Here is a 281-nt window from a genome sequence, read left to right on the forward strand (position 1 = left end):
CCCTTAAAGTACTCATCCAACTGCTTTATAGTCTCTAATAGTAGCGCTTGAGCCGGTTCATTTTCGCTTAGCTTATCCTCATTGATAAACGTAAAGCTCTTATCAACAAGGCCATAGTGCTTTTTAAGTTTGGGAATGGATTTTGAGCTATGCCAAGCGTCACCCGTCTGCTGCCAGTTGACTTCAACCAGTTTAGGGCTGCTATGCTCATTGACGCTGGCGATTAACGTTAACTGGTTAGATCCAAAAGCTGCTTCGGTGACTATCATGGTTTTCCCCTG

1 pseudogene is annotated in these 281 nt (G+C 44.1%); it reads right to left on the reverse strand.

Going from position 1 to position 281, the window contains the following annotated elements:
- Window positions 1-269, reverse strand: a pseudogene (locus AAEY75_RS14705) (methylated-DNA--[protein]-cysteine S-methyltransferase); the annotation flags it as partial.
- Between the last annotated feature and the right edge of the window lie 12 nt (window positions 270-281).

The organism is Psychrobacter sp. TB55-MNA-CIBAN-0194 (assembly GCF_040309505.1).
In the GTDB taxonomy this organism is placed as follows: Bacteria; Pseudomonadota; Gammaproteobacteria; order Pseudomonadales; family Moraxellaceae; genus Psychrobacter; species Psychrobacter fozii.